The sequence below is a fragment of the Tildeniella sp. genome (assembly GCF_059505325.1).
This window is the reverse complement of the sequence record NZ_JCACKI010000043.1, coordinates 18,591-42,278: the sequence shown is the minus strand read 5'-3', so window position 1 is coordinate 42,278 and position 23,688 is coordinate 18,591. Positions and strand designations below refer to the sequence as shown.

Here is a 23,688-nt window from a genome sequence, read left to right as displayed (position 1 = left end):
CTACTTTGGGGTAGTAGGGGTCGTGAGTTCGAATCTCGCCGCTCCGATGGCATAAAACCCGCTCTAGTAGCGGGTTTTTGCGTTTTAAAGAAAGCCGGGTCTAGAGTCACCATTCTCAATAAGGTATCTCAACCTTACACATCCTGACACGGTTTCAAGCATTGATTGAGATACGATTGCGATACTGAATTCCACTGATAGCGACCTTTCAGGAGGGTATGTGGTCAGAGCTGATATATCGAAATCGCCCAAACCGTTATCTCAATTAGGGAGGCGCAAGAAATCTCCGAAGGGGACGGTTGCAGTGCAGGCATTCAAAGGACGACTGCGTTTGTGTTGGAGCTATCAAAGTAAGCGGTACTTTCTGTATTTGGAACTGCCAGAGGGCAAGACCAATCGAACTGTGGCGGAGGGGAAGGCGAAGCAGATTGAGGGTGATATTGCGACAGGGAACTTCGATCGCACGTTGGTGAAGTACAAACCGGAGCGCCCCATCAGCGACCACATTACAGTAGCGGCATTGTTTGAGAAATTCATCAGCTACAAAACGAAGCAGGTTTACAAACAGACGCTGGCAAAGTACACGGCACTGCTGGGCTATATCAATCAGTTCTTTAGGGGTAAAGCAGCGATCGCTCTAAGGGAGACTGAAGCTGAGGCGTTCAAAGTCTGGTTAGCGAAGCGAATCGCACCCATTACCCTACACGAGCGGATTACCTTGATGCGCGCCTGCTGGGAATGGGGAATGAAGCAGAAGCTGGTGGATAACAATCTGTGGGTGGACGTTCTAAAGACAGTGAAGGTGCCGCCCCGCCAGAAGGCAAAACCGTTTACCAAGGCGGAAATTGAGAAAATTCTGGAGGGTTTCAGGAGCGATCGCTACTACGCGCATTATTCAGGCTACGTAGAGTTTCTGCTATCAACGGGCTGTCGAACAGGCGAAGCGATCGGGCTGCGGTGGGTACATCTCAACCATGATTGCTCCGTGGTTTGGATTGGAGAGAGTCTGAGCCGGGGGCATCGGAAAGAGGTGAAGAACAATCGAGCCAGGTTTGTATCTCTGACTCCGAGACTACAAGCAATGCTTCTCAGTCGAAAGCCTGCCGATGCAAAGCCGGATGATTTGGTGTTCCCGTCTCCTAAAGGTCGGGCGATCGACGATCACAACTTTAGGAACCGTGCCTGGAAAGCGGTACTGTCTAAGGTGGAGGTAGAGTACCGTAAGCCTTACACCACCCGCAGCACCTTGATCTCTCATGCGCTGGATATGGGACTGAACCCGGCGATGATTGCAGAGATGACCGGACACGAGATTCAAACGCTCTTTCGAGATTACGCGGGCAATGTTCAGGGAAGACCGAAACTACCGGAATTGATTGGTACTTGATTGGTTCTTCTTCTTAGACTGGTTGCCTAAGAGGGAAGCCAGGTAGACTTCGATCGCTCGACGGTGGGCTGCTGGGTCGTCACGGTTGATGACCCAGTCTTCTAATAAGGCTTTGTTGTACCGAATGGTCTGGGAACTGAGGCGGGTATAGTGAACGCCCTCAATCAGTTTCCCTTCCTGACGATATCGGTTGAGGGTGCCAGGGTGAACTTTGAGAAGTGCGGCGGCTTCGTGCTTGTCGATAAATTCAAACCGGATAGCGGTCACGATGCTTCACCTCTATTGCTTGACGCTTGAGTGCTCTGGTCTTGCCTATCCTCCACACCGCTGTTGGTGATGATGAAACCCCATTCCTGGTAGAGTTTGCAAAGGTCTTGGACTAAATCAGTCCAGCCTTCAGCCCAGAGCTGCCGTAGTTTGCCGAGTGCCCAAGCCCGATCACCATTGAGTACCGCTTGAGCACACGCCATTTCAATTTGAAAGCGATCTGGAACGGGCGGCGGAACGTTTACCCCCTTTTTGGATTCGAGGTGGTTGAGAAAGTCTTTTTGGTTCGCTTCAACGGTTGCCTGTATTTCGACCCACTGCTCGATGAGAGCTGGATATTGCGGTAGTTGTTTGGCTCGGTCTAGTAACCACTCTCGGAAGGCTGGCAGAAAATCTTCGTTGAGTAAAAATTGACTGTTTTTTCCTGTTCTTTCTGCCTGTCTCTCTCTCGCATGTATGAGAGAGTGTGGATCAGTATGAAGAGTATGAGGAGGCTCAGAACCCTCTGCCTGCAAAGGTCTTAGCTCCTCATTTGGATCGTTTGATCCCGTTGATGGCAGGGAGATCTGGTTGGTGGCAACGGGATCGTTCTGTCGCCCTTTGGATCGTTTTGTCGGAAGGCGGATCTCTTTGCCCGTAGAATGATCGCGGGTTTTGACTGAAATGGTTGTATTGCGGCACTTCCAGCGCTCAATCTGGAAGTCAAACAGGTCGCAGTCTTCTAGTCGGCGGGCGGCTCTTTGCACGGTGCGAGGGTCTACGGACAGCAGAGCGGCAATTTCGACAGGTGGGGGAATGTCTACCCAGCGATCGCCATAGGGGTCAAGTTCCCAGAGGTAAAGCCAGAGGTCGTATTGAGTTCCCGTCAGCTTTAAAGTTCGGGCATACCGAATCAGCTCTTTGGGAATCTGCACGAACTGGGGAGGCTTTTGTATCCCTGATGCTTCAGAATGCGGAGCTGAATTTGTCATGATGCAGATAAGTACAAGTAGATGCCCCGCTGCTGGCTGTAGATGGGGCATTTTTCCTATGCAGGCTTTTGTTGTTCTAGGTAGAGAAGGGCAGCTTGTTCAATGAGGTCGGAGAGGTGACACCGCTCTTTAATCGCTTTGATCTGTAGTTGCTCCTTTAAGTCAGGGTTCATGCGAATCGTGACGTTTTCGCGTTGCTTAGGCAGAGAGGATTGGCTCATGGCTTTGAACAAAACTATGTTCGCTTTTGAACGAACTATCATTCAATAGGATAATACATGATTAAGCAATCATTTGATTGTGTGAGAGTTAATTCTGTGTTTCCTTAGAGTGAGGGTTCGTTGCGGTGTTTGTGGACGAAAACGTACTGAAACGATTAGCGGCTGCAACGTTGGAGGCAAGGGGTGAGTTGTCCCAGCGTGAATTTGCCCAACTACTAGATGTGTCGCAATCGACGGTGCAATCGTGGGAGAACGGCAAGAATTTGCCGAACCTGGAGAATCTAGAGAAGCTTGCCCGGAGGCGGGGGATGCTGGTTGAGGACTTTGTCGCTTACCTGTATGGGCGAAATCGGGGACTAACGAGCAAGGACATCCTGGATCGAGTTGAGGTGATGCCATCGCGGGATTTTGCCCAGGTAATGCGGGTGATGGCGGATCGGTTGGATACGGCGAAGGATGCACCGCCCGTGGTGAAGCGGGAGAAGGTGGCGGGGAAGGAGGAGCCGCGAATCAGGTTGGAGTTGCCGCAGAAAACAGAAAGTTCTGAATTAAATAAGCTTCGAGAAGAATAAAGAGAGTTGCCCGCCTCGCAGTTGATCAGAGAGAAACGCGTTATGAGTCTTGATCGAGCTAAATTTCGCAGAGCGTGTGACCCCAGTAAGACGCTGGTGTTTAAAAACCCTGAAGACAAAAAATACTACATTGACTTTGCTTCAGTGCGAGGCAGCGAAGTTATCGAGGAGCTGAAAGGCAACATTGTTGATTTCTTTGATGTGCCGACCTGTGCCTTGTTCACGGGGCATATTGGGTGTGGTAAATCAACGGAACTGCTGCGGCTGAAAGCGGAACTAGAGGATGACGGTTTCCATGTGGTCTACTTTGTATCGAGTGATGATCTGGAAATGGCAGATGTTGATATTAGTGATGTGCTCTTAGCGATCGCGCGTCGGATTAGTGAGAGCCTGGAAAACATTCAACTCAGTCCTCAAGCCACTGGCTTTCGAGGGTTACTGGATGCCACCAAGAAAGTGCTCATGACCGAAGTAGAGGTGAAGGCAGGCGCGAGTCTTTTTGGTGGCAAAGTGGGGGTGGACACCACCAAGCGAGAGGTTTCTCTATCGGCTGGCATTGCCGAGCTGACTGTAACTGCCAAGAATGATCAGGGTTTGCGGGAGAAGCTGAATCAGTTCCTGGGTCCTCAAAAGAATAAGCTGCTGGAGACGATTAACCAGGAGTTGATTGCACCCGCGATCGCCCAACTTCAGCAAACGGGCAAAAAGGGTTTGGTCGTGATTATCGACAACCTGGATCGGATTGATAACCGTCAGAAGTCAGCCAGTCGATCGCAGCAGGAGTACCTGTTTATCGACCAAAACGAGTGTTTGCTCGGCTTACACTGTCATGTGGTGTACACCATGCCGCTGGCACTCAAATTCTCGCCCGATTACGAGACGCTGAAGCAGTGGTTTGGGGAAGAACCCAAGATGCTGCCGATGGTGCCAGTGCAGTATCGAGACGGCAGTGACTGTGAGACAGGTATGAACCTATTGCGTCAGATGGTGCTGGCGAGAGCATTTCCAGAACTCAGCCATGAGGAGCGGTTCAGCCAGATCACAGAGGTGTTTGACAGTGTAGAGAGTCTCGATCGGCTGTGCCGCATTTGTGGTGGGCACGTCCGGGATCTACTGCGACTCTTGAGTGAATGGATTGCCAAAGGGAAGCAACTGCCGCTAGCGGGTGATGTACTGGAGAGGCTCATTCGTGCCAGCCACAATGATACGACCATGACCATTGCTAAAGAGGAATGGGAACTTTTGCGGCAAGTGCACCAGTCGCGGCGGGTCGGTCCTGATTTGGGCTACCAAACCTTGATTCGACGGCGGCTGGTCTTTGAGTACCGTGACAGCGATGGTTCCTGGTTCACAGTCAATCCCATTTTGCTGGGAGCAAGTGAGTTGCAGGTATGAGCGATCTCCCCTCGCAAGCGTTGATTGTGCATAACCAGTCGGAACTGGAGGATCTTGCCTGGGAACTTGAGTCGGCAGAGGGACAGTTTTCGCTGATGCTCGCGCGTTGCAACTATGCTCGCTTGCGGGACGAGTTGGTGGAACATCTGCGGCAGATTTGCTTTGTGGTGATCCGGGTCATGGTGTTGCAGCCCTCAGAAACAGCACTTTATACCCGGATTCAGAGTGAACTCAAGGGAGAACAACCCGGTGCGTTGATGGTGTTTGGCTTGGAGACGGTGGCTGACCTAGCGCAACTGCTATCCAACGCTAATCAAGTGCGGGAGGAGTTTCGCAAAAACTGTTCGTTCCCGATCGTGCTGTGGGTGACGGATGACGTGATGAAGGGGTTAGTTCATGCCGCTCCTGATCTGGAAAGCTGGTCAACCAAAACGCACTTTACACTACCGCTAGAAGCCCTCACACGATCACTAAAGCAAGCCGCAGATCATCTCTTCACTACCTTATTAGCTCCAGTAGCTCACACATCCTTCGATGCATGGCGGCAAACCCTTGACTTAGGATTTCTGCAACCTTCAGAAGTGCGGTCTGCTATGCAAGATCTCCAACTTCAGGGAGAGACTCTCGATCTAAGCCTGCAAGCCAGCCTAGATTTTGCGAAAGGCTTAAATGCCACAAATCTAACTGAGGCATTGGTGTTCTTTGAGCAGAGCTTACGATTTTGGCAGGAAGAAGAGAAGAGGGGAGAGGACGAACTGCCTAGCCTGAAAGTTGGCTTGCTGCTGATGCATATTGGGCGTGCCAAGGTTGCGATCGCGGAGACTGCATCGCAGCAGCCCCCGGACTGGGAACCCATTCGGCAAACGTTGCAGCAGGCGATCGCCCGGTTTGAGCAGGCGGATCGTCTCGACCTGGTAGCGCTTTGCATTCCTCAACTGGAACGGGTGTTGCAGAAATTGCAGGCGTGGAATGAACTAGAGAGTGCTGCTAGAAAGGGTCTGGAACTGCATAAGGTCTACAGGAACCAGACACGCCTCTCTCAAGATTACGGCTTCCTGGCACGAGCCCTGCTGGAACGGCAGCAGTGGGCAGCAGCACGGGAGGCAGCGAACCAGGCACTAACGGAGCTAGCAGGCGAACCAGACGATCGAAACTGGTTACGAGGACTCTATCGATTGTTTTTGGCACAAGCAGAGCAGCAATTGAGAGACCCTAAAACAGCGATCGCTCACCTGGAAGAAGCAAATGCTAGGGACGTGAGCGATCGCGGTTATCCGAAAATTGCCATCCAAATTTTGCGGAAACTGCGGGAACTGCACTTTGAGCAGAAGGATTACGTAGAGGCATTTCAGGCAAAACAAGAGCGTTTATCGATTGAGCAACAGTATGGGATTCGGGCATTTGTGGGCGCTGGACGATTGCGACCGCAGCGGCAAGCGGTGGTAACAGAGTTTCAGGCACCAACAGAAGGCATGGTTGCTCCCGAAATCGCGGCGGCTGGACGGCAACGGGATTTGGAGCGACTGATCGAACGGGTGGAATTACGGGAATATCGCTTGATTGTGATTCACGGTAGCTCCGGAGTGGGCAAGAGTTCACTGGTCAATGCAGGACTAATACCAGCGCTACAGAAGCCAATTGCCGCACGCGATAATGTGCCGATCGTGATGCGAGTGTATACCCAATGGGTGAATGAGTTAGAAAGGCTACTGAGTGAGAGGTTGGGGGATCAGGCAGCAGCAGACATTCAAACCTTAGAAAGCAGCATTCAAACCTTACTCGCCCAATTGCGGCAACTCGATCAACGCAACCTGCGAACGGTGCTGATCTTCGATCAGTTTGAAGAGTTCTTTTTCACCTATCCCAAACCAGAAGACCGTAAACCGTTCTTTGACTTCCTGGTCAAATGTTTGCAGATTTTGTCAATCAAAGTGTTCCTGTCGCTTCGTGAGGACTACCTACACTTGCTGCTGGAATTTAATCGTTTGTTGGCAACAGTGAAAGAGCCTAAAACTGGCATTGATGTTTTGAGCCGTAATGTGCTCTATAGTTTGGGCAATTTCTCGCTTGAAGACACGAGGGCAATTATTCATAGTCTGACAAATCGTGCTCACTTTTACCTGGAGCCAGCATTAGTCGATCAACTGGTAGTCGATCTGGCGGGTGATTTAGGGGAGGTGCGCCCGATCGAGCTTCAAGTGGTAGGGGCACAGTTGCAGGCAGATATGGTTACGACCCTGCCTCAATACCAGGCATTGGGCAGCAAACCCAAGGAAACATTGGTCGATCGCTACCTCTCGGAAGTGATTGCCGACTGTGGCGCTGAAAATCAGCAGTTAGCAGAACTGGTGCTATACCTGCTGACTGACGAAAAGGATACCCGTCCTCTTAAAACCAGAGTGGAGTTAGAGAAGGAATTGCAGGTACTAGAAGTGCTGGCAGAGACAACCACTTCCCTGGATCTAGTGCTGACGATCATTGTGAAATCTGGGTTAGTGGTGTTGCTTCCAGAAGCCCCTCAAGATCGTTACCAACTGGTGCACGACTACCTCGCGGCGTTTATCCGGCAGAAGCAGAAGGCAGATCTTGTCGAGGCACTGAAGCGCAGCAAGGAGGAGTTAAATCAGGTTCTCAAGCGAAAATTGCGAGACTCCCGGATTGCAGGAGGCATTATGGGAGTGCTGACAGTTTTGGCGATCGGGCTGGGAATCAAATTCGCCTTCAACGCAGCCGATGCCAAATTAGACGCTCTTGCCCAATCCTCAGGATCGTTATTTAATGCCAATCGAAACTTTGATGCCTTGATAATCAGCATCAAAGCTGGGAAACAATTGAAGGGATCGTTGGACGTGAACCCAGATACTCGAATGAAGGTTATCACCTCTTTGCAACAGGCAATTCACGGCGTTAAAGAATTAAATAGCCTGGAAGGACATGGTAGCGGTGTTTCTAGCATTAGTATCAGTCCAAATGGTAAAACCATTGCCTCAATCGGTAAGGATAATACCATCAAGCTATGGAGTAGTGATGGGAAAGAGTTAAGGACGTTACAACAAGGCAAAGACAACAAGAATTCCCGCTTCAGTGGCATCCAATTTAGTCCAGATGGTCAATTGCTTGCTGCGGCAGATAAAGAGAACACAATTGCACTTTGGGAGCTTAGCGGAGAAAGACGACGGCTCTTCAAGGGACACACCGAGTGGGTATATGGGTTAAGCTTCAGTCCAGACGGGAAGATGCTTGCCTCAGCCAGTGTGGACAAAACGATTAAGCTCTGGAGTATCAACAACGGCAAGGAACTTAAAACGCTTAGGGGACATACTGATGCTGTTACTGATGTTAGCTTTAGCCCTGATGGGAAAACGATTGCTTCAGCTAGTGACGACAAAACGATTAAGCTCTGGAGTCTTGATGGAAAAGAACAGCGAACCCTGAAAAGTCATACGTTTGGGATTGTGACTGTCCGATTCAGCCCGAACAGTAAGCTGCTTGTTTCAGCGAGTCATGACAAGACCATCAAACTTTGGAGTCTTGACGGTAAAGAACCGCAAACCTTCAGCGGACATAGTCAGGCTGTTCAAGCAGCTATTTTCAGCCCAGATGGCAGGACAATTGCTTCAACCAGTGCTGATAAAACTATTAAACTATGGAACCTCTTTGGAGAGGAACTCCAGACTTTTAAGGGGCATAGTGACCAAATCAACGATATAGTTTTTAGCCCGGATGCTAAGACGATCATTTCAGCAAGCGATGACAGAGCTATTAAGCAATGGACCGTTGATTCAAAGAACTTCTACCCCATCAGAGGGCACACAGATATCGTTTCCAGCGCAAATCTTAGCCCGGATGGCACAACGATTGCCTCAGGTAGTAGGGATGGGACTATGAAGCTGTGGAAGGTTTCTGGGAAGGGACTAAAGACGTTTGGAGGCTATGACGGTTGGATCAATGGCATCAGTTTCAGCCCAGATGGGAAGACGATCGCAGTAGGCAGTTCAGACAACTCGATTAAGTTGTGGAATCTGGATGGGAAAGAACTCAAAACTCTCACGGGACATACTGGCTCTGTCTGGGGTGTCAGTTTTAGCCCTGATGGTAGCCTGATTGCCTCAGCTAGTGCCGATAAGACGGTTAAGCTGTGGAATCTTAATGGAGATATGCTAAAAACATTTAAGGGACACACGGATGTAATATTGGGTGTCAGTTTCAGCCCTGATGGTAGCCTGATTGCCTCAGCTAGTGCCGATAAGACGGTTAAGCTGTGGAATCTGGATGGCGATTTGCTGACAACCTTCAAGGGACATACTGATGCACTTCATAGCGCCAGTTTCAGCCCGGATGGGAAATTACTCGTTTCGGGCAGTTCCGATAAAACTGTAAGACTCTGGACGGTTGATGGTTCGTTGAAATGGCTTAAAACCATAGAATTTGACGATTGGATTACAACAGCTCGTTTCAGCCCAGATGGAAAATCCATTATTGCCGCCTGTGGAAACGGTACCATCCGTCTTTTCAGCCTTGATGGCAAAGTAATTCACACATTTCGGGGACATTCTAGCGATGGAGTTCTCAGTGCCAACTTCAGCTCCGATGGGCAGACTCTTGTTTCTGGCGGAGATGACCATTTGGTTAAGCTCTGGAAGCTTAATGGCGTGTTGCTCCAGACTTTTCCAGAGCAGAAGTATCGTAGGCATACTGCTGTGAACCGCGCCAGTTTCAGCCCCGATGGTAGAACCATTGCTTCAGCAGGAGAGGATAGTACCATTAAGCTGTGGAATCTTGAGCGAAAAGAACTTCAGACATTGAGAGGGCATAGTGATAGTATAACGGCTGTTAGCTTTAGCCCCGATGGCGCGTTGTTGGCTTCAGCTAGTCGAGATGGCACGATTAAGCTGTGGGATGCACAGGGAAAGGTATTGCAAACCCTCGTAGGGCATGATGATGTAGTTTACGATGTCAGTTTCAGTCCAAATGGCAAACTGATTGCTTCAGCGAGTGGAGACAAAACAATTAAGCTTTGGAACCTGGATGGAAAAAATCTACAAACTTTTGTGGAGGCGGATGAAGTATATGGCATCAGCTTTAGCCCTGATAGCAAATTGATTGCCTCTGCCAGTAGGGATCGGACTGTAAAACTTCGGAATCTGGATGGCATAGTAATTCACACGATGAGTAAGCATTCTAGCTGGGTCAGCCAAGTTAGTTTTAGTCCCGATGGTAAACTGATTGCCTCAGCTAGTTGGGATAATACTGTTAAGCTTTGGGACTTAAATGGGCGTGAACTTAGAACGCTTAAGGGGCACAGCAGCAACGTAAGTTCTGCCTACTTCAGCCCTGATGGGAAGAAACTTATCTCTAGTAGCAGTGATGGAACCGTTAAATTCTGGAGTATAGATGGCACGCTTCTACAAAGTATTTCTGATTCTGAAACTGTAAACAGCACCTTATCAGCTCTTGACGCAAGGCTTAGCCCAGATGGTCTAACGATCGCCGTTGCTACTGATAGTGATGGGTTAGTTCTATGGAATATGAGCCTGGACACTCTTCTTGTAGAAGCCTGCACCAAAGCTCGTGCTTATTTGAGGACCAGCAGCAATCTTGAAAAGAGCGATCGAACTCTCTGCGATGACGTTAGCACTCAAAAATAGATTGAACTAGAACTCTGCAACCTCCTCTAAAAACGATCGCACCTTTTCGTTTCTCGTCTTACCGTATGCCCGGTAGAGTTTAAATTTAGCAATTGTGCCTGCGAGAAAGGCACGATCGCCGCTCCTATGTCTCTAACTCCCAATCTTCCATCTGCAACGCCTCAACCCGGCTAAACTCACGAGTATTGTGGGTAACGAGCGTCAGATGATGGGCGATCGCGATCGCCGCAATCTGAACATCATAGGGACCAATGGGAATTCCTTGAGTCGCAAGCTGACCTCGGATACGACCGCAGATGAGCGCTACCTGATCATCAAACGGTAGAGACACAAATTGCGCCACAAATGCTTGCTGGATGCGGAGACTACGGGTTGGATCGCGGCTCAACATCGCTCCGTAAAACAACTCTGTTTTGACAATGGAGCAGAGCGCGATATCGCTGGGAGGTAATGCTGCCAGCCTGCGAATAAGCCCTGCATTCTGTCCGCGTAAGTAGACAATGCAGGCATTGGTGTCTAGTAAATAGATCATTCCAGAAGCACTCGCGCTTCATACTCTCCCTGAGGCTGGCGAACAAATGAGTCATCATCCGCGAAAGCGCCCGCAGTCTCGGCAAAAAAACCTTCGGGCCAGCCCAACTCTACACCCAGCTTCCTGTCCAAATTGGCAGGAATGGGCTGAATCGTAATACTGACATCCTGATCCTTCAGGTCGTCTGGGACTTGCAGGTGCAGAACACCATCTGATCCAACATGAGAGCGGAGAGTAATACGTTGCATAGTTGAGTTGAAGTAATGATCAAAAATATCTGAGTCTAGAACAATATTGAGGACTTCAATCCAGGTTGACGTTCAGCCTTTTGTCAGCCTTTGCATTGGTCATGCTCTCTTATCCTGCCTGAATTCCTTTACGGAACTCGCGCATTGCCTCCAGTCTAGAAGTCTCACCCATCAACACACAGCGGGTCAGCAACTCAACGTCAAGCCCTGTCAATTCAGGAATCTCACTGCGGTTAACCTGATCGTACCCATTTCCACGCAAGCGATACAGCGTAAACACCCCATCCTGCCAGAACCACACCTCCGGTACGCCTAATGCCTGATAGCGCTGCAATTTGCTGGATCCACCGCTGGTAAAGACGACTTCGATTGACAGGTCTGGAACAGGCTTGGATGCTCCGATGCAGTAAGATTCATCTGCCTGAGCCGATGCGGTTCCTTCCCGTTCCTGCGTCATCGAACCAGTGGGCTCAAACTCAATGCCATGCTCTTCAAAGTAGATGCCTAACAGTAAGGCAATGATGCTTTTGAACACTTCATGGTCACGTCCCGGCATAAGAATCTCGATCGTACCGTCGTAATAGAACAAGCGAGTACCTGGGGAGTCCTCAAGCCCCTGCTGAATCAGCTTGAATTGCTCCCAGGAACGTCCTGACAGCACAATCCGTTGATCAGTTGTTTGGGGTGCCGTTGCAATCGTCATCGTTCACCTCTCTCGCTACGTTCACACAGCATCTCTAAAAGCATCACCAACGCCCTTGGGAACCGTTATAGCTGATATGCTTCCTATCACTATGCTATCAATGCTGACCGCTCCTTTAAGCGTACATTCTTTGCCAGGGAGGCAGACTACGCTGGCGATCGATCTTTTTCGGCTGGCTACAGGTCTACAACCTCGACACTCGTACAAGCCATCTGAAACCGACAGCCGACCGCAGCAGCCAACGCGATCGCGGTATCCAGGGTGCAGCTCCCCACCTTAAATGCTCGCTCAACTTGAGGGCGGCGATTGACCGTAGTGGCGACCTGATCGCCATTAGCCTTACTAATCTCAACATATTCCCGTACTAATTCGGCTATCCATTTCTTCTCACCCCATTTAGCAACTGCACGGGCTTTGATGGCTTCCAGTATGGCGTTAGCGCTTGTTGTCTCCATGAAGTCAAGGCAGAACAGCATAGCCATCTTAGTTTAATCCTGCTCTTAACTGTGAGTGTGAGCCGCCATCTTTGCAAGCTCATCAATGAGTTCATTGACTTGCTGAGACGATAACTGCATCGGGTCTGCAACCTCGAAACGATTTTTTAGCAGCACTTTCACTGATTCGACATCTAAGCCGATCGCTGTCCTTGCCGCCTTTACCCGATCGCGTTTTGATTGTCCGGTTTCTGGCATTTCAACGCCATCTGTGAGCCACATTAGGAGCAGTTCAGCCAACTCTCGACCAGGATTAAGGTGAGTTGTGTTGCTCAAGCCGGGACACCGAGATTTTGAGATGTTGAGAACGTGATCGCTGTTAAGTTCTCCAGCTAAATCAAACTCGTATTCGATACCTGCCGCTTGCATAGGGGCAGTACCAACCTTTGTAGGTGATAGAGTCTCCTTACCGCTTTTGTTGGTCGTTGTAGTCATAATCCATTCAGTCTTGCTCCGCATTGTCCCAATCAGATGGGCACTGCTACTGAGCATCGCATCGACTAGGGCACGTTCCAGAGGCTTGATTTTTGCCCAATTGCTAAAGTTACCGCCTGCCATATCAAGCTCTGCGAACCAGGCATGAGAGAGCGAATCAATGATAATCACGTCATAGCCTGCTGCATCGGCTGCTTTGATTGCCTCCACGTAGCGAGAGGGGTGAAAGTCGGTCAAGTTGCAGACATCGAAATTGAAGCGATCGGCGTACTTACTGGCAGATCCTCTTTCGGAGTCGATGACTGCGATTGACTGCCCCAAATGGGAAGCGATCGCCAAGGCTGAATAAGTTTTGCCTGAGCCACTGGCACCGGACAAGGCAAGACGCAAGCGTGATTGAATTTTGGTCGCTTTTTGAAACATTGGAGTACTCACTAGAGAAATGTGCAGTGAGCCTTTTTGAAGACTTGCTCAGGTCAGATTCTTAGTTCCAGGATTCGATTAGCTCTTCTGCGTAAAACTCTGCTTCCTCCTGACTCATGGCTGTTTGAGTGACCGTAATGCGGTTATTCCCCTCATTCACAATCGCTTCCCATAACTCATTAGGAAGCTCACAAATTTCGACTAGAAAACCTTTGTAGAGATAGTTGTGCATAGTTCGTATGAGCAAAAGGGTTAAAAGTTCTCACTGGGCAGTTTTTGGCACTGCCCCAGCCATTGAGTTAGCGGTTATCAATAAACCATCTGCCACACCCCTTACAATTCGTCGCGGTGGTCGGGGTCGGGGCTATCCACATACCCGAAAGCAAAGTGCTGATAATGGCTGTAGTGCTGAATCCTACCGTCGCTATCGGTGGGCAACGTCCGAATCGTGGCAAGGTAGCCGCCAAGATAAGCCTCATCCTGGTACTGAGGCAGTTTCCCAAACCCTGCATCGTTGCAACCGTCTAAGTGGCGCTCTTCCGCTATCTGTTGCTGAGTGCGATCGCGTTGCTCTAGTGCTTGTAAATCTTGAGGTGACATAATTAAATCTCCATCTATGTTCTGGGTGGAAAGCCTCCCTAGTTCGCGCTAGGGGGGTAGTTTTGCGCCATACCCAGGGCAGGAAGCTAACGAGCTAAATACTCGCGTAATGAGCCATAACCGAGATGCCCTAGCACTGCATAGGCGTGTTTGCAGCAGGCTAGACCGTTGAGAAACTGGATCTGATTGTTGAAGTCATCGCAAGAGCAGATAGGCTGACCAGAGCCAATGTTGATTTGATAGGCAGTGCCTTTGCTCTCGTTGCGAACGCTGTAGATATGCCCCTGAAAGACGCTCTTAGTCACGGTTAGCGCCTTTGCTGCTGCCTTGCGATGCTCAACAAAATGAGCCTTGAATGCTGACTTGCTGATGAACGTGGGGCGGCGACCAGCCACATGAACCCAAATGACGTAGAAGAACTTTTGAATGCGAATAGAAACGCCAACCGCTAGACCCAACAGGCGACGAATGGCAGAAACGGAATAGATGAGATTGAAAGCTGTGACCATGCGAGAAACCAAACTCTACTAAAATTAGTATATCAAAATAGCCTAGTTAGTATACCAATTCTAGTATGATTTCATCATTTCTTTACACAAGAAAAAGCCCCTCTGATCTAGCAGAAGGGCAGTGGTGACACAGCCTAAACTGACTACCAGGGCAGTAACGACCCAGCCGTGCGTGACCCGTGAGCCACTGGACGAGGCACGGCAGACAGCAACGCAGACGACAACCACACTAGCGGACAGGACAGCAGCACAGCCGTAGAACCACCACAGGGAGCTGAAGCTAACAACGAACCGCCGGAGGAGTGCAACCAGAGAGCAAAACCACAGGGCAAGGCTGCGCTAGCTGGGAGCCATAGCACTACGCAACCAGACCGATGAGAAGCTGGACGGCACCATGAGCCAGAGGGAAAGGTAAAAGGACAAAGCAAGGGCATAGGTAGAAAACAAGCTCAACCATACTAATTATGGTATAAAAACGAGGCATGGAAAATCGTAAAAAACCTCTTGACAGCTAGACCGAGCCGGGGCATTTTCTCTATATGTTCATCTCCGGGTTTGCTCCAGAATCCTGCTTTCTTCTTCCTACGCGATGGCTGAGGATTAAAACTTTCACTAGATGCAGATAACCCTGTGAGGGGCTGCTATCTCTTGAAATAGTGCGAAGCGCTGCTGATGGAGGTAGCGAGACACGAACGAGCAATCTCTTACCGCTTTTTAGACTTCCGATGTTCCTAACAGAAAGTAGCTTTTGTGGTGGAATTTCTTAATTAGAAGGCAAGAAACTTTTTTGAAAGTAGTTTGGCTTCCTGGCTCCCGCACGGCTGACCAACGGAAAGCGGTGCTCTTCCTAAAGCCCTCGGCGCTTCGCGGAGGTCGGCGAGGTTATAAGCTTCAGCCACTGGTTCGGATCAGGAGGAATGATGTGACTAGGCACGACACATGAGCGAGAAAGCGATCGCACATCTGGCAGAAAGCGTCCTATGAGACAACCTGTGACCGTCCTACAGGACAAAGCGCTTGTGGAGGATTAAGATGCAAGCAGGAGTCACACCTGAGCGGTCAGTATGTTGGAATGGTTAGCCACGATCGGCGCAGCAGAACTGGGAAAAGTGGTGTTTGAGCAAGTCCTCAAGCTAGGACAAGCGGCGGCTGAGGACTACGTGAAAGACTTTTTCAAGGGCTGTCTCAAGGGCGGGATGCTGGCAGCGAAACCGGAGGTGGCGAGGAAGGCAGCAGCGGCAGCGGTGCAAGCGTTTTTACTGTTGGTGGTGGATGAACTCGAAGACCAGGACATCGCCAAAGCTGAGATCCGCGATCGCTACGACCAGCCAATGGTGCAGTTTGTGAAAGATGAGACGGTCAAGCCCATCCTGGGAAGTGCTTTTGAGAAAGACTGTCGAGCGATCGACGTGGCAGCCCTAGCCACTCTCTGGCAGCGATCGACCTTCAAAGGGCAACCGTTTCCGACTTTACCAGAAGGGTTTGACTGGGCGCATATTGGCAATGAGTACTTGAGAAGAGTACGACGACTGGTGCGTGAGACTCCAGAACTAAAAGCGCTCCTAGAAACAGAACTACTGGAAGACATTGCCCGCAACACGGCTCAAGTTTCTCCAGGCTTTGATGTTGCTAAGTATCGGGAAAGCCTGCAAACCAGTTATGGCTATCTGAAGCTTTACACTCTCGACAGTACCGATCGGGTTGATGCGATCAGGTTATGGCAGATGTTCATCGAGCAGACGGTACGGGAAGCGTTGCCGCCGATGCGGTATGACTTGCCCCTGGATCTGAAACGTCAATTGCAAGAACAGGGGCAACTGGAGGCAGATCTTTCGCCTGAGTCGTTGGAGCACTATCGGCGGGAGTATTTCCAGCAACCTTCACGGAAAGCCTTTGAGGCGATCGCCGCTTCTCCACGGGCTGTCATCCTGGGTGATCCGGGGGCTGGGAAATCTAGCCTATTACAGTATCTCGCCCTGGAGTGGGTAGAGGGCAAAACTGAGATGTTACCGTTACTGATTGAGTTGCGAGAGTATGCCATCGCCCACGCAAACGGGTTTTTGGAATTCCTGCACAAAGGACGGGGTGCTGATTGGCAGTTTGACCAGCAACAGTTGCATCAGTACCTATTGGAGCATCCGACTCTGGTGATGTTTGACGGGCTGGATGAGGTGTTTGATCGCGCTACTCAATCTACGGTCACTGATGACATCATCCGCTTTGCCCAGCAGTACCCCCAAGCAAAGGTGCTGGTTACCTCCCGGATCGTTGGCTACAGCCCAGAGCGACTCCAACACGCAGAGTTCAAACATTTCACGCTTCAACCTCTAGACACTGACGAGATTCATGAGTTTATTGATCGCTGGTATACCCTCGCCCTGCTTAACGACCCGGACAAACCTCGCTTAGTCCAGCGGTTAAAGGACGCGATCGCCAATTCTAAAGCCATCCAGAATCTGGCAGATAATCCTCTGCTACTGACGATGATGGCAATCTTGAATCGACGGCAGGAATTACCGCGCGATCGGGCAGATCTCTACGATCAGGCTTCACGGGTACTCCTCTACCACTGGGATGTGGATCACAAGCGGTTGCAATTGCCGATGGACACGATCGGGCGGCGGGAGAAACAGGAACTGCTGCGGGCAATCGCCTATGAGATGCAGGCAGGCGAGGATGGGCTGAAGGGAAATCTAATTAGCGCTGATCGCCTGACCTGCATCCTCACCGACTATTTGCGCGACCAAGGCTTTAACGAACCCCGCGAAAAAGCCAACAAACTCATCGATCAGCTACGCCATCGCAACTTTATTCTATGCGATCGGGGAGCTGACACCTACGGCTTTGTCCATCGCACCTTTTTAGAATATTTCTGTGCGGTTGAAATTGTAAATCGCTTTGAGAAACAGCGCATCATCACCTTTGAACAATTGCGCGATGAGGTCTTCGGTCAACATTGGCAAGACGAAGCCTGGCGTGAAGTATTACAACTTATCTGTGGCATGATTGATGCCACATTTGCAGGGGATTTGATCAAGTTTTTGGTGACGATAAAAATAGATGAAGCAAAATTTTTAGATGAAGATTTTAAGGTTAACAGAGGAGGAATTTGGAACTTACTGCTGGCAACCAGATGCTTTGGAGAGGTGAGATCTCAAAGTTCGCTTTCATCGGTTTCCATGCAACTTTTATACGCTCTCAAACACTTAATTCAAGAAAAACCCAATTTTCAGTTGAGTAGGATTGGACTCAAAGCTGTTTTCAGCGCAATTGCTGAACATTACAGTTATGAGCCACAAGTTTTACCCTGGCTTCAAGATTGTTTTCTAAATTACAACAACCAGTTTGAAGTAAAACTAGAAGCAGCAAGCGCAATTGCTAAATACTATTCAGAGGACCCAAAAACTTTAACCTGGCTCCAAGATTGTATGCAACGAGGTAAAGATCAGTTCATACAAGCCTCAGCATTATCAGCAATCATGGAGCATTACCAAAATTCTCAAGTTATTTCCATGTTACGCGATTTTGTGAAGCAAAATAATCAAGCTGTCTCCAGTAACTATGAAGATAGTGCAGCTTGGCTATCCAGTTACTTACAACAATCTCCCACTGCTTTTGTGCGATCAATAGCAGTGGAAGGAATTGCCAACTTTTATCGAGATGATCCACAAACTTTGCTTTGGCTTCAAGACCTTGTGCAACAGGCTGACCATCCTGATGTTCGGGGAGAAGCAGTGAGGGCAATCGCTAGACATTACCGAAGTGACTCTCAGGTAATCCTCTGGCTTCGTAATCTCGTAGAAAATGACAGTCCGTTTCTACGAGTGGCAGCAGTAGGGGCAATCGTAGAAAATTACGGAAATGATCCACAAACCATGCCTTGGCTTCAAGACCTAATTCGACGGAACAACCACGCAGATGTGCAATGGGTAGCAGTAGCAATTGGGAAAAATTTTAGCCAACTTCCTGGAGTATTTGAGTTGCTCTGTTATGTTGCTCAGAATGAGCTATCCCAACAGAAAGCGCTTCTGTCGCCTTCCCCTCGTCAAGAAGCACTAGAAGCACTTCTCACCCAATATTCCACCCATCCCAAAACCCTCGAACTACTGAGAGATCGCGCTATCAACGACCCTGATGAGCAACTGCGAGAATGGGCACAGCAACAGCTTGAGCAATGGGAAAAGCAAAAGAAGTAGATTCTTTTGGCTAATGCTTTGGCTAGAGCACATACCTGTATTAGGCTTGAATCTAATGGCGTTAGTCGGCTGAAGTGATGTTTGATCGCCAATATTGCTAGTTAGGCACTCTAAGTCAGTCTCATGTAGATGCACCTAATGTTACTGCCCGGTCTTTGGACTGGATTTTTGCTATGGAAGACTTTACTGCTATTGATGCTGCCCTTGACACTGGGTATTACCAGGGACACTTTGAAGCGTTGCCGCTGGTTGTACTGGCGATCGCACTCCTTTCCCTACTGAGTGCCTGCAACTGACCTACAGGACATAGGACAGGAAAAAGGCGATCGCCCTCATAGCGATCACCTCATAGTAGAGTTTGCTTTATCTAGGCTGTCAGGCGGCATTCTTCAAGGTTTGCAGCAATCTGCACTTTCAGGCAAGCATCCGGTTCACAGGCTTGCCAAAGCTCATGCAATTGCTCGTCCCAGGGGTCTACCACCAGACGCGGATCAGCATCGTAGCGGTAGGACTGTTGCAAGATGACAGCCCATGTCTCAGGGGAGCCTACGCCATCAACATAGGTTTTGAATTGTGGTGCCTCAAACCCTAGCTGTTGTGAGAATGAGAGGACTTCCCAGGCGCGATCGCCCAGAGCAGTCAGATTCAGTGCCACTCTGAACTCTCCCGCCTCAGTCTTCAGTGGATGAAAGTCATGCTTCATAACTCGCTCCTTGTCTCTACTCGAAGGGTACACGAATATCTCGCCGCTCTGCCACTGCTGCCTAAAGTCATTTTCTTACAACCGAGGCAGGTAACGATCGTACCGCCAACACTTCTAATCGCCGCAATCCTTTCGCATTGGGCTTGTGCCTCTTCCGGGGAATGAGCATAGATATCTCTCGGCTCGTCCCTGACGTTTTCTGGGTCTTGCAGCATTTTGTCGGCACTTCGCGCTAATGGTTGTGCAGGTGCATTGTATTCACTACCAACAGGGATACGGAATTCTCCCGGTTCAGGTGCATATCAGGGCTAAAGATTTGCTGTCACATAGCCCTGGTCTTGCTTGGACATTTTTAAGCCGCCGATTCTACCTCCTCAAACACAACTTCTAACTTGAACTCAGCACTAATGAGCCGTTCATACCGTTGTTTGCTGGCTTCTGCCTCGCCTCGTTGCTCACTTTTGAACAGCGTTCGGCGGACGTTATTGGGAGCATGGAACACGACTGACCACATAGAACCTCACTGGTAGCAGGACTTTTCAAATAGTAACGCACTAATGTCTACGGTGCGTTACTTTAGATAAGGATAGAGCAAAATAACGCAGAAGGAGTACGATCGATGGCGATGTCAACAAATGGTTCTGTGGCGACGAATAAGCCCAAGCTCAACGCTTATGTTGGTGAGGAGATTAATCAAGCCATTGAGAAGGAAATGGCTGCTGAACGGCGTTCTAAATCTCAGATGGTGGAACTTTTACTTGAAGAAGCGCTGAAGGCAAGAGGTTATACGTTTACAGGACAGGACACTACAGGACAACAGGACAGGACACAGGATCACTAGCGAAACCTGCCTGTTTTGGGAGATTTTGAGCTAGCTTGTCTTAAATTAGGAAAAGACATGAGACAGTACGATGCCTACTGAACTCGACTTAATTCCCGTCAGCAGCCTGAGTGATCGCTATGAGGTTGCCCGCTCTAATGTCTATAACCGTCTATCAGGTTTGGGTATAGAACCGGAGAAGCAGGGAGGCAAAGCCTATCTCAATGCTGACCAGCTACGGTTGATGGATGCGCTCGACCGACATCTCAAGGCGGGCGGCACCATTGCCGATTTTCAACATGACGGGCAACTGTCCTACCGTCCTACAGGACACGCTGAATCGTCCTATAGGACACAGGGCAGTGTAGCCACCCTGCCGTTGAGCCGTAAGGGGGATCAGTCCCTTGCTCTGGCGCTGGTTGTAGAAGCGATCGCTGAAAAGCTAACCGACCTTAAGCCGACTGACCCACTGGCTAACCTACGTACTCTTGATGAAGCGGCACAACGCGGCTGGTTACTCTCCTCCAGCCAACTTGCGCCACTGCTGGGGTTGAAAACGCTTACAGGGCAGATGGTTCATCGCTACGGCTTCACCTGCACGCGCCAGGGCAGAAATGGGATTGAGTCTGCCTGGAAAATCGCCAAAGCGACAACTTAGGAGCGTCTACGCCACGCCCGCTTCCTCAGTGCGGTTGGGAAAGGAGACTTCCAGCACAACGCAGCCAATGTCCGTTTTGAAGGGTCCGTGTAACTCACCCGGTGGTCTACTGGCATAATGACCGCTCTCTAGCCACAGATCAAAGGCTTCGTCATACAGCCGACCGCTCACTACAAAAATCTCTTCTGGGTAAGGATGGCATTTGCCGCCATAAGGAGTCGTATCGGCACCAGGATAAAACCGCGTCAAACGGGTATATTCACCAGTCGTTTCATCCCGGCTCAACGTCAGTTCCTCTGCCACGTTTTCCAGCCCCTTGAGCGGTTGCCATTGTCCCTTGTGAGCTGCACTTAACGGATTCCAGTAGGTGATAGTGGTCTTTGGCATTTTCTGTCCCCCGCTTCCTCTTCCCTCCTATCCAGCCGCACTGATGCCAGCGTTCAATACGCTAACCTGCTAACCTGCAATCGCGTTACCAGACGATGCGATCGTACCGGGTGGGATTCGCAGCTGTATACCTGACCGTGTGCTGAATGTTCTTGTGTCCCAAATACGCCTGAATGTCTCTGGTGGGTAGCCCCTGTTCTGCCAGATAATACCCGCAGGCATGGCGCAGCATGTGCGGATGCACCGAGAGCGGTAGTGCTGCCACCTCACCGGAGCGCTCCACAATCTTGGCAATCGCCCCGGTACTCAGATGGTCTCCCCGCTCATTGGCAAACACATAGCTACTCTTGCCCTGGCTTTGCAGCTCCCAGAGCGCCTGGATCTCATCCTCTTGCAGCCGATGGATACCACTTTCACTCTTCTTCAGCCGCGTGATGTTGATCGTCCGGGCATCAAACATCACCGCATCCCAGCGCAAGAGACATGCTTCTCCCGCTCGTAGCCCATGCCGGAACAACATTAAGAGCAGAGTGCGATCGCGCAATCTGTAGCGTCCTCGTTCTCCAGCGGCTTCGATTAACCGTTTCACTTCTGCTGGGGTCAAATACTCTCGACTGCGGTAAGCCAGATTTTTCTTTCGTCCAAGCGTAGACATGGAATGACTTGCACAACTGTCCGTAAAATAGCTCATTTACGGACAGTTTTGGAGGCTGAAACCCGCATTCTTGCGTGGCACCCGAAATTTAGGCATTTTTTGAGCTGCTTATTGCGACAGTACCCCTATCTATTGAGAATTAGACAAAGTGCTGTAGCGGTGACTCCATGAGGGTCAACTGGGTTAACAGAGTTTGCCACTGAGCACGATCGCAACCGCCTGGGCACTCTACCAGTGAAGCGCTAACCAGGTTTGCAGGGAAATCATGAGCAAGGGTCAAAAGCCGATGGTGGGGGCGAGGGTGCCTCATAGCTGGAAGGATCAAATTCAGTCGATCTGTAATGAGACGGGGAAGAGTGAAAGTGAAGTCGTGCAGGAGGCGATCGCCCAATATTTGGGACAGGTCGATGTGAATTCGGTTACCTCGCTGAATAAGCGCGTGGCGGCGTTGGAACGTCAGTATCAGAAGCTGGTGAAGCTGGTTTGAGGTGGAAAGGAGGGCGATCAATCACGAGGGCGCAATTCTCGTATTTTGTGGAAGATAATGACGTTACCGCTGTAAGTTCGTAAGACAGTCACATTGTTCACTCGTTTCATTACAGCAGGTCGTCCATCCACTTGATAGTTTTGCCCCGTGACAAAGTTGCCTGAAACCTTCGTTTTCACGCCATCTTTCCAGGAAATTGTAAAGCCCTCCATTCCTTGCCCACTACCACCTTCAATCTGACAAACATCATCAATCTGTTGCTTTCCATCTGCACCAATGAAATAGCAGTTTGCTAGCATCTTCCAGTTAACAGCATGGGCAGGCAATTGCAGGAGCAGCGCGAGGGTAGTCCCCATCAAACCGACAAAACGCATTTTCATAAGTATCGAGCTTCTCTAGTTAGTGTAGTCACTGCGATCGCTTCTTCCCATTACAACAAGCCAGGTTGGGTAACAGGACAAGGGTTTACATCGATAAAGGGTAGAAGGTCATAGCAACGTCGAAGCTTGCATAGCAAATTAAATACCTGTTCTGGACTAGGCACTTCAGGTGTGGCAATTTCACTTCAGTCTTTCTGCATCAAAATTGATAAGAACTCTGAGACCACTTCACGAGGGCGAATCATGCAATCTTTAGCCGTGAAGCGAACGGTGGGCACTCCAGAACGAAGTAAGACACGATCGCGGGCGTAGTCTCGAATCGTTTGCGCTCCCTCCATGTGATGCCCCCCGTCCACTTCCAGGATGAGGCATCGACCCTGATAAAACGCCATAAAATCGGCTTCCACTCGTCCAGTTAGCTGACTACCGCTGACCAGAGTGCTTTGCAATCCCACTCGACCACGAGCATTAGCAAAAAATAGAATTCCAGTTTGATCGAGGGCTTCGGCAATTTTCACCTCTGCCTCTGAACGTAGGTATAGACCACCCCATTCTTTGAAGTAGTTTCCACCTGTGGTGCTTTCTTCAGAGGCAGGAGGGGTGGTTGTTAGGGCTGTTCCTGCCAAAATGGTTTCGATGTATGGCTTCAGTTCATCGGTACAAAAGATGTGCCAGTGATGCTGAGTGTTCGCTCCGCCTGGTTGCCCTGCGTATGCCAGATGCAGGGTTTCTTTGGCTTCAAAGTAGAAGCCAGGACGAGTTTTGTTGTAAAGCTTCTGGCTAATGGTTTTCCTAAACTTTTGCCGTTGTTTTCCCTCTAGCTGCCTAGCTTGAGGGCTGAAAGCCATGATGACATCAACGAGCTTTCTAGTTTGGACTCGAAACGAATGAGGTAATTTCCCCCCGATCGCAACAATGGCATTGCTCTTGGTGCTACCCTGCTCGCCTCCAAGATCAAAATCGATAGTAGCCCCATTGTTTTCAATCGGATTCATGG

27 protein-coding genes are annotated in these 23,688 nt (G+C 49.8%); 10 read left to right on the top strand and 17 right to left on the bottom strand.

The window, feature by feature from the left end:
• Window positions 1-220: 220 nt before the first annotated feature.
• Window positions 221-1,387, top strand: coding sequence for a tyrosine-type recombinase/integrase (locus AC5JO6_RS15785; protein WP_496082021.1), 1,167 nt, complete (start codon window positions 221-223; stop codon window positions 1,385-1,387).
• Here the strand turns inward: AC5JO6_RS15785 and AC5JO6_RS15780 are convergent.
• From AC5JO6_RS15780 to AC5JO6_RS15770, 3 genes are read right to left on the bottom strand one after another with little or no spacing between them, the layout of a single operon-like run.
• Entirely contained in the window at window positions 1,364-1,654 is a 291-nt protein-coding gene (locus AC5JO6_RS15780; protein WP_496082020.1) for a helix-turn-helix domain-containing protein, read from the bottom strand. The two genes, AC5JO6_RS15785 and AC5JO6_RS15780, sit on opposite strands and share 24 nt — an antisense overlap.
• Complete coding sequence (locus tag AC5JO6_RS15775; protein ID WP_496082019.1) at window positions 1,651-2,625, bottom strand: hypothetical protein; 975 nt, start codon at window positions 2,623-2,625, stop codon at window positions 1,651-1,653. Before AC5JO6_RS15775 ends, AC5JO6_RS15780 begins: the two co-directional genes overlap by 4 nt.
• 56 nt (window positions 2,626-2,681) lie before the next feature.
• Window positions 2,682-2,846: a ribbon-helix-helix domain-containing protein gene (locus AC5JO6_RS15770; protein WP_496067938.1), complete on the bottom strand. Its 165-nt coding sequence runs from the start codon at window positions 2,844-2,846 to the stop codon at window positions 2,682-2,684.
• A 125-nt stretch (window positions 2,847-2,971) separates the two neighbouring features.
• On the opposite strand from AC5JO6_RS15770, the gene AC5JO6_RS15765 reads away from it, so the two are divergent.
• The 3 genes from AC5JO6_RS15765 to AC5JO6_RS15755 are packed head-to-tail and all read left to right on the top strand — an operon-like array spanning window position 2,972 to window position 10,461.
• Complete coding sequence (locus tag AC5JO6_RS15765; protein WP_496082018.1) at window positions 2,972-3,418, top strand: helix-turn-helix transcriptional regulator; 447 nt, start codon at window positions 2,972-2,974, stop codon at window positions 3,416-3,418.
• Window positions 3,419-3,460: 42 nt separating this feature from the next.
• Complete coding sequence (locus AC5JO6_RS15760) at window positions 3,461-4,813, top strand: ATP-binding protein (protein WP_496082017.1); 1,353 nt, start codon at window positions 3,461-3,463, stop codon at window positions 4,811-4,813.
• Window positions 4,810-10,461, top strand: coding sequence for a WD40 domain-containing protein (locus AC5JO6_RS15755; protein ID WP_496082016.1), 5,652 nt, complete (start codon window positions 4,810-4,812; stop codon window positions 10,459-10,461). The genes AC5JO6_RS15760 and AC5JO6_RS15755 overlap by 4 nt, the downstream gene beginning before the upstream one ends.
• Before the next feature lie 124 nt (window positions 10,462-10,585).
• On the opposite strand, the gene AC5JO6_RS15750 is transcribed toward AC5JO6_RS15755, so the two are convergent.
• From AC5JO6_RS15750 to AC5JO6_RS15715, 8 genes are all read right to left on the bottom strand, one after another.
• Entirely contained in the window at window positions 10,586-10,993 is a 408-nt protein-coding gene (locus AC5JO6_RS15750; RefSeq protein ID WP_496082015.1) for a type II toxin-antitoxin system VapC family toxin, read from the bottom strand.
• The gene (locus tag AC5JO6_RS15745; protein ID WP_496082014.1) at window positions 10,990-11,241 is read right to left on the bottom strand and encodes a hypothetical protein; all 252 of its coding nucleotides are present in this window, start codon (window positions 11,239-11,241) and stop codon (window positions 10,990-10,992) included. Before AC5JO6_RS15745 ends, AC5JO6_RS15750 begins: the two co-directional genes overlap by 4 nt.
• A 109-nt stretch (window positions 11,242-11,350) precedes the next feature.
• Window positions 11,351-11,944, bottom strand: a complete 594-nt coding sequence (locus AC5JO6_RS15740; RefSeq protein ID WP_496082013.1) for a Uma2 family endonuclease — start codon at window positions 11,942-11,944, stop codon at window positions 11,351-11,353.
• A gap of 176 nt (window positions 11,945-12,120) precedes the next feature.
• The gene (locus AC5JO6_RS15735; RefSeq protein ID WP_496082012.1) at window positions 12,121-12,420 is read right to left on the bottom strand and encodes a hypothetical protein; all 300 of its coding nucleotides are present in this window, start codon (window positions 12,418-12,420) and stop codon (window positions 12,121-12,123) included.
• A 24-nt stretch (window positions 12,421-12,444) separates the two neighbouring features.
• Window positions 12,445-13,308: an ATP-binding protein gene (locus AC5JO6_RS15730; protein WP_496082011.1), complete on the bottom strand. Its 864-nt coding sequence runs from the start codon at window positions 13,306-13,308 to the stop codon at window positions 12,445-12,447.
• Window positions 13,309-13,357: 49 nt separating this feature from the next.
• A complete protein-coding gene (locus tag AC5JO6_RS15725; protein ID WP_496082010.1) occupies window positions 13,358-13,528 on the bottom strand; it encodes a hypothetical protein in 171 nt (56 codons plus the stop codon).
• A gap of 101 nt (window positions 13,529-13,629) precedes the next feature.
• On the bottom strand, window positions 13,630-13,896 hold the full coding sequence (locus AC5JO6_RS15720; protein ID WP_496082009.1) for a hypothetical protein: 267 nt from the start codon (window positions 13,894-13,896) through the stop codon (window positions 13,630-13,632).
• Between the two features lie 86 nt (window positions 13,897-13,982).
• The gene (locus AC5JO6_RS15715; RefSeq protein ID WP_496082008.1) at window positions 13,983-14,405 is read right to left on the bottom strand and encodes a hypothetical protein; all 423 of its coding nucleotides are present in this window, start codon (window positions 14,403-14,405) and stop codon (window positions 13,983-13,985) included.
• Window positions 14,406-14,529: 124 nt separating this feature from the next.
• Here AC5JO6_RS15715 and AC5JO6_RS15710 point away from each other — a divergent pair, with 124 nt between their 5' ends.
• The 3 genes from AC5JO6_RS15710 to AC5JO6_RS15700 all read left to right on the top strand — a co-directional run bounded on the left by AC5JO6_RS15710 (window position 14,530) and on the right by AC5JO6_RS15700 (window position 18,897).
• Window positions 14,530-14,664 carry a hypothetical protein gene (locus tag AC5JO6_RS15710; RefSeq protein WP_496082007.1) on the top strand — a complete coding sequence of 45 codons (135 nt, stop codon included), beginning with the start codon at window positions 14,530-14,532 and terminating at the stop codon, window positions 14,662-14,664.
• A gap of 805 nt (window positions 14,665-15,469) precedes the next feature.
• The gene (locus tag AC5JO6_RS15705; RefSeq protein ID WP_496082006.1) at window positions 15,470-18,601 is read left to right on the top strand and encodes a HEAT repeat domain-containing protein; all 3,132 of its coding nucleotides are present in this window, start codon (window positions 15,470-15,472) and stop codon (window positions 18,599-18,601) included.
• 173 nt (window positions 18,602-18,774) lie between these two features.
• On the top strand, window positions 18,775-18,897 hold the full coding sequence (locus AC5JO6_RS15700; RefSeq protein ID WP_496082005.1) for a hypothetical protein: 123 nt from the start codon (window positions 18,775-18,777) through the stop codon (window positions 18,895-18,897).
• 71 nt (window positions 18,898-18,968) lie between these two features.
• On the opposite strand, the gene AC5JO6_RS15695 is transcribed toward AC5JO6_RS15700, so the two are convergent.
• Both AC5JO6_RS15695 and AC5JO6_RS15690 read right to left on the bottom strand, forming a co-directional pair.
• Window positions 18,969-19,304 carry a hypothetical protein gene (locus AC5JO6_RS15695; RefSeq protein ID WP_496082004.1) on the bottom strand — a complete coding sequence of 112 codons (336 nt, stop codon included), beginning with the start codon at window positions 19,302-19,304 and terminating at the stop codon, window positions 18,969-18,971.
• Between the two features lie 352 nt (window positions 19,305-19,656).
• Window positions 19,657-19,818, bottom strand: a complete 162-nt coding sequence (locus AC5JO6_RS15690) for a hypothetical protein (RefSeq protein WP_496072391.1) — start codon at window positions 19,816-19,818, stop codon at window positions 19,657-19,659.
• Between the two features lie 105 nt (window positions 19,819-19,923).
• On the opposite strand from AC5JO6_RS15690, the gene AC5JO6_RS15685 reads away from it, so the two are divergent.
• Window positions 19,924-20,145 carry a hypothetical protein gene (locus tag AC5JO6_RS15685; protein ID WP_496082003.1) on the top strand — a complete coding sequence of 74 codons (222 nt, stop codon included), beginning with the start codon at window positions 19,924-19,926 and terminating at the stop codon, window positions 20,143-20,145.
• Between the two features lie 70 nt (window positions 20,146-20,215).
• Entirely contained in the window at window positions 20,216-20,782 is a 567-nt protein-coding gene (locus tag AC5JO6_RS15680; RefSeq protein WP_496082002.1) for a hypothetical protein, read from the top strand.
• A 6-nt stretch (window positions 20,783-20,788) separates the two neighbouring features.
• Here AC5JO6_RS15680 and AC5JO6_RS15675 read toward each other — a convergent pair whose 3' ends face one another.
• Window positions 20,789-21,169 (bottom strand): cupin domain-containing protein, encoded by a 381-nt coding sequence (locus AC5JO6_RS15675; RefSeq protein ID WP_496082001.1) that lies wholly within the window; start codon window positions 21,167-21,169, stop codon window positions 20,789-20,791.
• An 85-nt stretch (window positions 21,170-21,254) separates the two neighbouring features.
• Complete coding sequence (locus AC5JO6_RS15670) at window positions 21,255-21,824, bottom strand: tyrosine-type recombinase/integrase (RefSeq protein ID WP_496082000.1); 570 nt, start codon at window positions 21,822-21,824, stop codon at window positions 21,255-21,257.
• 265 nt (window positions 21,825-22,089) lie between these two features.
• Between AC5JO6_RS15670 and AC5JO6_RS15665 the strand changes: the two genes are divergently transcribed.
• Window positions 22,090-22,311 (top strand): hypothetical protein, encoded by a 222-nt coding sequence (locus AC5JO6_RS15665; RefSeq protein WP_496081999.1) that lies wholly within the window; start codon window positions 22,090-22,092, stop codon window positions 22,309-22,311.
• A gap of 17 nt (window positions 22,312-22,328) precedes the next feature.
• On the opposite strand, the gene AC5JO6_RS15660 is transcribed toward AC5JO6_RS15665, so the two are convergent.
• Both AC5JO6_RS15660 and AC5JO6_RS15655 read right to left on the bottom strand, forming a co-directional pair.
• Window positions 22,329-22,691 carry a hypothetical protein gene (locus AC5JO6_RS15660; protein WP_496081998.1) on the bottom strand — a complete coding sequence of 121 codons (363 nt, stop codon included), beginning with the start codon at window positions 22,689-22,691 and terminating at the stop codon, window positions 22,329-22,331.
• 185 nt (window positions 22,692-22,876) lie between these two features.
• Window positions 22,877-23,686 carry an endonuclease domain-containing protein gene (locus tag AC5JO6_RS15655; protein ID WP_496081997.1) on the bottom strand — a complete coding sequence of 270 codons (810 nt, stop codon included), beginning with the start codon at window positions 23,684-23,686 and terminating at the stop codon, window positions 22,877-22,879.
• Window positions 23,687-23,688: the final 2 nt, after the last annotated feature.

Coding starts and splice junctions, on each gene's coding strand:
- AC5JO6_RS15660 (WP_496081998.1), bottom strand. CDS start 22,691: ATGAAAATGCGTTTTGTCGGTTTGATGGGGACTACCCTCGCGCTGCTC.
- AC5JO6_RS15680 (WP_496082002.1), top strand. CDS start 20,216: ATGCCTACTGAACTCGACTTAATTCCCGTCAGCAGCCTGAGTGATCGC.
- AC5JO6_RS15775 (WP_496082019.1), bottom strand. CDS start 2,625: ATGACAAATTCAGCTCCGCATTCTGAAGCATCAGGGATACAAAAGCCT.
- AC5JO6_RS15740 (WP_496082013.1), bottom strand. CDS start 11,944: ATGACGATTGCAACGGCACCCCAAACAACTGATCAACGGATTGTGCTG.
- AC5JO6_RS15665 (WP_496081999.1), top strand. CDS start 22,090: ATGAGCAAGGGTCAAAAGCCGATGGTGGGGGCGAGGGTGCCTCATAGC.
- AC5JO6_RS15700 (WP_496082005.1), top strand. CDS start 18,775: ATGGAAGACTTTACTGCTATTGATGCTGCCCTTGACACTGGGTATTAC.
- AC5JO6_RS15770 (WP_496067938.1), bottom strand. CDS start 2,846: ATGAGCCAATCCTCTCTGCCTAAGCAACGCGAAAACGTCACGATTCGC.
- AC5JO6_RS15675 (WP_496082001.1), bottom strand. CDS start 21,169: ATGCCAAAGACCACTATCACCTACTGGAATCCGTTAAGTGCAGCTCAC.
- AC5JO6_RS15720 (WP_496082009.1), bottom strand. CDS start 13,896: ATGTCACCTCAAGATTTACAAGCACTAGAGCAACGCGATCGCACTCAG.
- AC5JO6_RS15725 (WP_496082010.1), bottom strand. CDS start 13,528: ATGCACAACTATCTCTACAAAGGTTTTCTAGTCGAAATTTGTGAGCTT.
- AC5JO6_RS15760 (WP_496082017.1), top strand. CDS start 3,461: ATGAGTCTTGATCGAGCTAAATTTCGCAGAGCGTGTGACCCCAGTAAG.
- AC5JO6_RS15735 (WP_496082012.1), bottom strand. CDS start 12,420: ATGCTGTTCTGCCTTGACTTCATGGAGACAACAAGCGCTAACGCCATA.
- AC5JO6_RS15755 (WP_496082016.1), top strand. CDS start 4,810: ATGAGCGATCTCCCCTCGCAAGCGTTGATTGTGCATAACCAGTCGGAA.
- AC5JO6_RS15695 (WP_496082004.1), bottom strand. CDS start 19,304: ATGAAGCATGACTTTCATCCACTGAAGACTGAGGCGGGAGAGTTCAGA.
- AC5JO6_RS15685 (WP_496082003.1), top strand. CDS start 19,924: ATGGCGATGTCAACAAATGGTTCTGTGGCGACGAATAAGCCCAAGCTC.
- AC5JO6_RS15705 (WP_496082006.1), top strand. CDS start 15,470: ATGTTGGAATGGTTAGCCACGATCGGCGCAGCAGAACTGGGAAAAGTG.
- AC5JO6_RS15655 (WP_496081997.1), bottom strand. CDS start 23,686: ATGAATCCGATTGAAAACAATGGGGCTACTATCGATTTTGATCTTGGA.
- AC5JO6_RS15670 (WP_496082000.1), bottom strand. CDS start 21,824: ATGTCTACGCTTGGACGAAAGAAAAATCTGGCTTACCGCAGTCGAGAG.
- AC5JO6_RS15715 (WP_496082008.1), bottom strand. CDS start 14,405: ATGGTCACAGCTTTCAATCTCATCTATTCCGTTTCTGCCATTCGTCGC.
- AC5JO6_RS15745 (WP_496082014.1), bottom strand. CDS start 11,241: ATGCAACGTATTACTCTCCGCTCTCATGTTGGATCAGATGGTGTTCTG.
- AC5JO6_RS15690 (WP_496072391.1), bottom strand. CDS start 19,818: ATGTGGTCAGTCGTGTTCCATGCTCCCAATAACGTCCGCCGAACGCTG.
- AC5JO6_RS15750 (WP_496082015.1), bottom strand. CDS start 10,993: ATGATCTATTTACTAGACACCAATGCCTGCATTGTCTACTTACGCGGA.